Genomic DNA, 8,290 nt, shown 5'->3' with positions numbered 1-8,290 from the left:
TTTGCTATAACTATTTCGACCGGCAAGGAGTTTCTCCTGCTGCTCATACTTCTCAAGGTTGGCAGCAAAATTATTTTTAATATACCGGGCCTTGGCCTTAGCCTTAGGAGTGGCCTTGTCATTTCCTTTGAGTATCTTATTAATTTTCCTGGCAGTCTGCTCTACCTTTTCCTTCTCCACTTTTTTAAAATCTGGAGGAGTAGGATCCTTATCTTCATCATCAGCTATACTCTGAGCGTACTCCCACATCTCTTCGAGTTGCTGCATCATTTTTTCTTTGCGTGTTTTTATTGCATTACCCCAAACAAAGGTATAGCGCCCGGCTACAGATTCGATCTTGGTGCCGTCGGTGTAGACTTCTTTTAAAGTTACTAGCCCTTCTTCAGCCAGCAATAGCACCACTTGTTTGAAAATGTCTTTAAAGACACCCTTTAGCTTTGTGCTTCTAAATCGAGCAATGGTATTATGATCGGCCACCTGTCTATTGGAGAGCCACATGAAGTTAATGTTCTCACGCATGGCTTTCTCAATCTTGCGGCTGGAATAGGTGTTATCCATATAAGCATAGACCATCACCTTCAACATCATTTTGGGATGATAACTGGGCTGTCCATCTTTACTATAGGCTTTGATCAGTGGCTTTAGATCCAGATGTTCAATAACTCCATTAACAATCCTCACCGGATGATCTTGTGGAATTAATTCTTCAATGGAAGGAGGAAAAAGCCAGTTTTGCTGTTGGTTATAAACCTTGAATTTATGGCTCATGTGTTTGATTATCAATACCTAAAGGTAAGAAAATACCTTCAAATATTCAATAGCAAGAACCTATAAAATGAAAAAAAAAAGCTGCCTCAAATTAATGAGACAGCCTCTTTTACTTTATGATTTTAACCAGCTATGGCGTAATTCCATTTGTTCGCTGTTTGGGTTCATAGTCTCCATAAGACGCATTCCTGTCGCCATAGGCTCAATTACTTTTCCTTCAACCTGTAACTCCTCACCATTTCTTTCAATAGTGAAACTTACAGGATCTCCAACAGACCAGTTTACAGAATCATTAATGAGGTCATAAACGTTTTGAACATTATATGGTTTTTCATTAATTGTTTTTATGATATCCCCACCCATTAATCCGACTTCTTTAAAGAAGGTGTTTAAAGGCATATCATTTCTCAAAACGATCTCTCCTTCAGCATTAACGGTAATATAGGGTGTAGAAGGGTCTTGCAGGAAGTAATCAACCGGAACTTCACCTTCCCTCATTTCCAGTCCTACTTTTTGAAAGTATTCATTGTATGGGATTGGAGTGTTCCCACTAACATAAGTATTGAAAAACTCCCCGATCTCGGGATAAGTCAATTCGGTAATGACGGGAAAAAGTTCCTCGTCTTCAAAAGGTTTATCTTTTCCGTACATCGTGGTGAGTTGCTTCATTAGATCCAACAAGCCCATTTCCCCGTTGCTTAATTCTCTCAACCTAATATCCAGAGCCATACCTATAAGTGCACCTTTCAGATATACATTGTAATAGCTGTCTTTAAATTCCTTTTTCAGGATGTTCTGACTCATTTCGGTAAATGACATTGTATCGTCAAATCTCCCTGAAACAACAATTTTTTCCTGCATTCTGTCATAGAATTCCTGAGGAGTAATGAGCCCTTGATTCACCTGAAAAAGATTTGCAAAATATTCGGTAACACCCTCGTAAAGCCAAAGGTGCCGCGACATCTGTGGATCATTATAGTCAAAATAATGAACTTCTTTTGAATGCACCCCAAGCGGAGTCAAAATGTGGAAAAACTCATGGGAAACTATATCCGTAAGGGATTCATTAAGGGCCTCCTTGCCCATATCCTCGGGCATAACCACAACCGTAGAGGTGTGATGTTCCAACGCACCAAAGTTGGAGGCATCTCCTTCACCGGGCGTAGCAGAAAGATACAGGAGAATTGCATATTTATCGGTACTGTCAATTTCACCCAGAAAATCCTTTTGAGCTGTAATCATCCTTTCCATGGCAGGTTTAAAATCCTGCGCATTGAATTTATTGGTGGGAGAATAAACGTGAAGGAGCACATCCATTTCATCCACTTTGAAGCTTACTGTATCGGGTACTGCGTACATTATTGGATTATCAGTCACCTCAAAATATCGGTTAACATTAAAAATGTCTTTAGTTGTAACTGCATTAATTTGAGAAGATTCAGTAATATCCAGGGCACTTCCGGCGAAAAGATCATTGGGTCGGGTAATTTCCAAACGGTATGGGACTTCAGTAAGGTCGTTGAAATAACCAACGAAACCGTGCAGATTCAGCAGGAAATTATTTCCTTCATTGATATTAGTTCCAGCCATGGAATAGATACCGCCCTCCCCATCAACATCAAAGGTATCGTTCATCCAGTACGTAACTTTATCCAACCTGGTTGCATTTTCAATGCCCCAGCTGTTTTCATCATAAACCGTGACAGGCAATTCGTTACCCTTCCGATCAAAAGCCTTCAAATCTTCCGCATAAACCCCATAATTAGAAGTAGAGTAGGTGCCGGGAACTGTTTTTGGAATATAAAATATTATAGTTTCAGTATTAATTTCTCCTGGATCCACAGTGACCATGATCTTGTCATCCTTCACATTCACCAGGTCCAGAGTGGCAACTATGGGTTGAACGACAGGTTCGGAAACTTGTTGGGTTTTACAACCCAAAGCCATGGCAGTCAATGCCAGGGAATAGATTATTTTTTTCATAAAGATTTTTAGTTTTGAATAAGACCTCATGTTTCTTAAAACGTTACAAAAAGAAGCTAATTACAGATCTAATTAAATATTTATTCCTGAACCCAAATAACCTGGCTTTTATGATATTGGTCATGAAAGAGTGAAATTATTAATTTATTCAAAAAAATATAATCCAAAACTATTAAATTTAATAGGTGTTTATTTTTAAGTTAATCCAGGAAACTTATGATTAATTATATGCACAATCTTACAAATTTTCCCGGATGTTTCGCACTCTCTTTCCCTCTTGTTCCTTTAAAACCTTTAAAAGATGAAAATTTACGATGACAAACACATCAAAAACGTGGTCTTTGTCGGCGCCCATAATAGCGGCAAGACTACTTTAGCAGAAACCATGTTATTTGAAGCCGGTTTGATAAACAGGCGTGGTACTGTAGAAGCTAAAAACACGGTTTCAGACTATCATGAAATTGAGCATGAAAAAGGGAATTCTGTTTTTGCCACACCTTTGCATACCGAGTGGAGGAATTTCAAGATCAATATTATTGACACTCCCGGTCTGGATGATTATATTGGAGAGATCATTTCATCCATTAGAGTGGCTGATACCATAGTCACTGTTCTAAACGGCCAGTACGGGGCGGAAGTAGGAACCGAGATCATCTGGAATTATATCAAAGAATATCATAAACCAACCGTTTTTGTTATAAACCAGATTGACCACCCAGGGCTTAATTTTGAGAAAAGCTTTAATGGTGTCAAAGACCTGGTAGGTAAAAAAGCGGTTAAGATACAGTATCCTCTTATCAATGACGGTGCACAGTGTATTATTGATGTACTCAAAATGAAGATGTACAAATTTTCTCCGGAAGGAGGGAAACCCGAGAAGCTTCCCATTCCTGAACATCAAAAAGCTACAGCGGCTGCCCTGCACAATGAATTGGTGGAAAAAGCAGCCGAAAATGACGAGGAATTAATGGAATTATATTTTGACAAGGGCACGCTTAACGAAGATGAAATGCGAAAAGGAATAAAGGCAGGAATGCTTAATTATGACCTTTTCCCGGTTTTCTGTACTTCTGCTCTTAATGATATGGGAAGCGGCAGACTTATGGGGTTTATTGATAACGTGGCTCCCGCAGCAACCGAGCTTAAACCTGAAATCACTGCAAAAGGGACGAATATTTCACCTAAACCTGAAGAACCACCAGTGGTATTCGTATTTAAAACTGTTCACCAACCCAACCTTGGGCAGGTGACATTTTTCAAGGTGAAAAGAGGAGAGGTGAAAGTAAATGATAAGTTGATAAATACGAGAAATGGAGAGATCGAAGTTCTCAACCAGCTCTTCATCATGGATGGTAAAGAAAGAAATATGATTTCAAAAGCTGGTCGTCGGGGATATAGGAGCAACTCTAAAACTAAAACATACTGAAACCAATGATACGTTAGGTGCTCCCGGGGAAGTAGTTGCCCTAAAACCTATTACGTATCCTCAATCCAGGATAAGAAGGGCAGTATCGGCACTAAATACCAAGGATGAGGAAAAACTAAATGAAGCTTTAAAAAAAATTCATAGCCAGGATCCTACAGTAGAATTTTCCTTTTCCAATGAGACGAGACAGTTGATCCTGGCCTGCCAGGGGGAACTTCATCTGGCAACTATAGATTGGCTACTCAAAAATTTTTATGGTGTGGAGGCAAAATTTGAAAATCCAAGAATTTCCTTCAGGGAAACTATTCAAAGTTCATCAGCTTCGAACTACCGGCATAAAAAACAATCGGGAGGTTCCGGCCAATTTGCTGAAGTTTATATGAAAATAGAACCATGGGAGGAGAATATGCCTGAGCCGGACGGTTTTAATATAAGGGGAAAAGAAGAACTGGATCTACCATGGGTAGGAAAGCTGGTATTTTACAACTGTATAGTGGGAGGAGTGATCGATCAACGGTATTTGCCCTCAGTCATGAAAGGAATTCTTGAGGTCATGGAAAAGGGTCCTTTAACCGGCTCATATATCCGCGATGTGAGAGTCATGATTTATGACGGAAAGATGCACTCTGTAGACTCTAATGACATCTCTTTTAAAATTGCAGGTGCACACGCCTTCAAAAAGGCATTTTTGAATGCAGATCCTAAACTGCTTGAGCCTGCCCTGGACCTAACAGTTAAGGTGCCGGAAGAAATGGTGGGTAATGTTATGACCGAACTGCAAAGCCGGCGCTCAATTATCCAGGGTATAGAAAGTGCAGAGAATTATCAGGTTTTAAAATGTATTGCACCTGAATCTGAATTGTTTGGATTCTCTACTGAACTTCGGTCCCTTACCAAAGGAAGAGCCACCTTCAGCACAAGCTTTGTTGGTTATCAACCTGTTCCTGCCAATATTCAGGCTGAATTGACGAACAACAGGGAATTAGTTCATTAAATTCTGAAAGGATTATCCATTATTATCGATCAAAATATCTTACCCGCAACCGTCTGGAAGTTGCGGGTAAGAATATGTTTGTAATTCTTAACTTATGAAAAAATAAAGCTAGTCTATGAAATTACAAGTACTGCAGGCGCAGTTAGGAGAAATGGAGAGCTACATTAAACACAAGACGTTACAAAAGCCAGAAGTCTCCAAGGCGCCCGTTGGTTGGCATCTGGCACATAACCTGAAGGTGATCAACTCTATTATTACCGGTCTGGAGCAATCTGAACCGGCTTCTTACCGCAAATCCTTCAGCTGGAAGAAGGAACTAGTGTATCTTTTCGGCAAAATTCCCAGGGGAAAAGCGAGAGCACCAAAAAAGGTAATTCCTGAAGAAAATATTTCAGAAGCAGAACTGCAGGAACAGATCTCTGCAGCAAAATTAAGGATCAATGGAATTACAAAACTTCCTGAAAATGCCTTTTTTGAGCATCCATATTTTGGGCACATAAAGAGAGATAAAACTCCTAAGTTCCTTGTGATCCATACTGAGCATCATCTTAAAATTATAAGGGAAATCCTTGAAGACAAGACAAAATAACTTTTTATTAAAAAGCAAGTGAATTAGACGAGATCAAAAAAAAAGTTATAGGTATAAAGGTGACTTTAAATTAATCCCTGAACTGTGGTTCGAGTTCCTCGTCCTTTAAATGCTTGGCATAGAAGCCCATCATTGCTTCATAAAGATCAATTCTGTTTTCTTCTTTCCCGAAACCATGTCCTTCATCATACTTTACCATATAAGGAACATCCACGCCTTTTGCGCGTAGTGCTCTCACGATTTGATCGGATTCATCGATGTTGACACGCGGGTCATTAGCGCCTTGTACCACGAACAGTGGTTTCTTTATCTTATCAATGTGGAACACTGGGGAAACTTCTTCCATAATGGCTTTTTCTTCCGGCACGTTTTCATCATACCAGATTTCCCTTAAGATCTTCTCATAAGGCTTCCAGTAAGGCGGAATGGTTTCCATAAATGTAAATAAATTGGAAACTCCAACATAATCCACACCTGCAGCATAAAGATCGGGAGTTTTTGTAAGACCTCTCAACACGGCATATCCACCATGACTTCCACCGTAAATAGCAGCTTTGTCTGGATCTACCCAGCCTTGATCAATTACGTACTGTAGACCATCTTCTACATCGTCCATAGCCTTTCTTCCAATTTGTTTAAAGCCCGATTCAAGGAATTCACGGCCATAGCCACCAGAGATCCTGAAATTGACCTGTAGCGTAGCATAGCCACGGCTGGCAAATAATTGTGCTTCGGGATTAAAGCCCCAGGAGTCCCTTATTCCTTGTGGCCCTCCATGTGGGTTGACGGTAACGGGAACTTTTTCTCCTTCCAGAGCGGCTTTTGGGAGGGTAATATAACCATGTATGGTTTTTCCATCCCGGCTTTTGAAGGTAATTGGCCTCATTTCGGCCATGTCTTCGGCTTTGAGCTGTGGCATCAAATTGTACAACAGTTCAAATTCATCGTTTTCTACATCATACGACCAATATTCACCGTATAGTTTATCGCTTTGAAGGAAAACAAGATATTTACTTTCATCATCGGTTTTATCGGCTATAGAATATTGCTTATTGGGAAATTCTTCAGTGATTCGCTTATGTAGCTTTTTATAGTAATCACTAACCGGAACGATCTCCCGCTTTTCTCCTTCATAAGAGTAATAGTCAAGTTCATAATCCCGGTTTCTTGATAAAGAAACTCCTGAAATATCATACTTGTCATTGGAAAACAACTTTTTAATAATCTTGTTTTCTTTCAGGTCGTATAGATAAACTGTGTTTTTGTCTGTTTCGAGATTTGAAATAACATATGCATCATGAGGATTTTCAGTAGCATAATTTAAAGTAGGATTAAAGGTATCTTTCCAGTTATTCTGCTTAATTACCTCAAAATCCCGGCTTTCTGTATCTTTGTTATAGTAGAGATCCATATTCACACCTTCCCGTAAGCGTACAAATCCTCTTAAAGTTCCGTTTTTATCAAAAAGATAGTTCATAATAGGATTTTCTACATCATCATTGGTGTATAGTTTTTCAATCTCTCCGGTTTCAATATTCACCTTATATGGTTCAAAAACCTGTGCATTTTTCTTGTTCATAGAAACAATCACGTGGTTTTTATCATCTTTTAAGAGGTTTAAAATCTGGGTTTGAACTCCTTCAAATGGTGTTAAGTCCTTTGTGTTTGAACCGTCAACATCTGCTGCGTATAAATGGTAATTTTCGTTTCCTCCCTTGTCCATTACATAGAGGAGTCTATTTTCATTTGCCCAGCCATAGCCCCTTACCAATTCATCCTTCTCCACAATTGCTCTGGTAATTTCATTAGTTTCAAGGTTTTTTACATAAACATGATTTTTGGCATTTTCATCTTTTTCACGGTAGGACATGTACTTTCCATCTGGAGAGAACTGGAAAGAACTCGCCTTTGGTTTAGCAAAATAATCTTCTACTTCATATTTGTAATTCCCCTGATCGTACTCAGCCAGTTGCTCCAATTCTTTTTCTGAAGAAGGCAGAGTTGGATCTCCGGGAACTGTTTTTTCTACCTTTTGAAGTACCAGAGGAAATTCCTGTCCGGACTGCTTAAAAGTACCGGTAATAGTTTCCCCATTCAGAGTGCCGGTATAAGTGGCCCCAATTTGTGAATAGGAGAGGGTAACCTGGTCATTTTCCAGTTTGACTTCATCCAGAGGCAATCCGAAAGCTCCCTGCAACGGACTATCCATAGTCCCGACCAGTGAGTCGTCTTCCCGGGTTATATCAAATTTCAAGGGAAGTTCGTTACCCTGAACATTCAATTTTCCTTCCCAGGAACCTTCTATTTCCTGAGCCTGAATTCCACTAATTCCGGTGACCACGGAAAATACAAGGATAGATGACATTTTTAAAAACCGGTTCTTCATTCGAAAATTTTTATAGTTAAGGCACGGAAGTTAGTTAATTTTGGTAAAGCTGCAAATCTTTCTGGTAAGATGAACAATGATCTAGATTTGAAATGCAGTCAATTTCCTATAGTACCAGAAATAAAGCCTAAATTCCGTTGTGTA

6 protein-coding genes and 1 pseudogene are annotated in these 8,290 nt (G+C 39.4%); 4 read left to right on the top strand and 3 right to left on the bottom strand.

Annotated elements, in window-relative coordinates; genetic code table 11:
• Both H148_RS0100530 and H148_RS0100525 read right to left on the bottom strand, forming a co-directional pair.
• On the bottom strand, positions 1–768 hold a 768-nt coding region (locus tag H148_RS0100530; RefSeq protein ID WP_029033044.1), incomplete at its 3' end, for a transposase.
• Positions 769–882: 114 nt separating this feature from the next.
• Positions 883–2,751, bottom strand: a complete 1,869-nt coding sequence (locus H148_RS0100525) for a M61 family metallopeptidase (RefSeq protein WP_029033043.1) — start codon at positions 2,749–2,751, stop codon at positions 883–885.
• Positions 2,752–3,052: 301 nt separating this feature from the next.
• Here H148_RS0100525 and H148_RS18780 point away from each other — a divergent pair, with 301 nt between their 5' ends.
• The 4 genes and pseudogenes from H148_RS18780 (at position 3,053) to H148_RS0100515 (ending at position 5,760) form a co-directional block, all read left to right on the top strand.
• Complete coding sequence (locus H148_RS18780; RefSeq protein WP_245583366.1) at positions 3,053–4,177, top strand: GTP-binding protein; 1,125 nt, start codon at positions 3,053–3,055, stop codon at positions 4,175–4,177.
• A pseudogene (locus H148_RS18980) lies at positions 4,131–4,394 on the top strand (elongation factor G); the annotation flags it as partial. The gene H148_RS18780 and the pseudogene H148_RS18980, both read left to right, overlap by 47 nt.
• Positions 4,395–4,436: 42 nt before the next feature.
• On the top strand, positions 4,437–5,171 hold the full coding sequence (locus tag H148_RS18770; protein WP_245583365.1) for a translation factor GTPase family protein: 735 nt from the start codon (positions 4,437–4,439) through the stop codon (positions 5,169–5,171).
• Positions 5,172–5,286: 115 nt separating this feature from the next.
• On the top strand, positions 5,287–5,760 hold the full coding sequence (locus H148_RS0100515; RefSeq protein ID WP_029033042.1) for a DUF1569 domain-containing protein: 474 nt from the start codon (positions 5,287–5,289) through the stop codon (positions 5,758–5,760).
• Between the two features lie 70 nt (positions 5,761–5,830).
• Here H148_RS0100515 and H148_RS0100510 read toward each other — a convergent pair whose 3' ends face one another.
• The gene (locus tag H148_RS0100510) at positions 5,831–8,146 is read right to left on the bottom strand and encodes a S9 family peptidase (RefSeq protein ID WP_037324409.1); all 2,316 of its coding nucleotides are present in this window, start codon (positions 8,144–8,146) and stop codon (positions 5,831–5,833) included.
• Positions 8,147–8,290: the final 144 nt, after the last annotated feature.

The organism is Salinimicrobium terrae DSM 17865, from assembly GCF_000424665.1.
GTDB classification, from domain to species: Bacteria; Bacteroidota; Bacteroidia; order Flavobacteriales; family Flavobacteriaceae; genus Salinimicrobium; species Salinimicrobium terrae.
Note: the sequence above shows the minus strand (reverse complement) of the source record. Positions and strands in the feature narration are given on the sequence as shown.

What these genes read in the sequence shown, in the direction of transcription:
- H148_RS0100525 (WP_029033043.1), bottom strand. Translation starts at nt 2,751, where the DNA reads ATGAAAAAAATAATCTATTCCCTGGCATTGACTGCCATGGCTTTGGGT.
- H148_RS18780 (WP_245583366.1), top strand. Translation starts at nt 3,053, where the DNA reads ATGAAAATTTACGATGACAAACACATCAAAAACGTGGTCTTTGTCGGC.
- H148_RS0100515 (WP_029033042.1), top strand. Translation starts at nt 5,287, where the DNA reads ATGAAATTACAAGTACTGCAGGCGCAGTTAGGAGAAATGGAGAGCTAC.
- H148_RS0100510 (WP_037324409.1), bottom strand. Translation starts at nt 8,146, where the DNA reads ATGAAGAACCGGTTTTTAAAAATGTCATCTATCCTTGTATTTTCCGTG.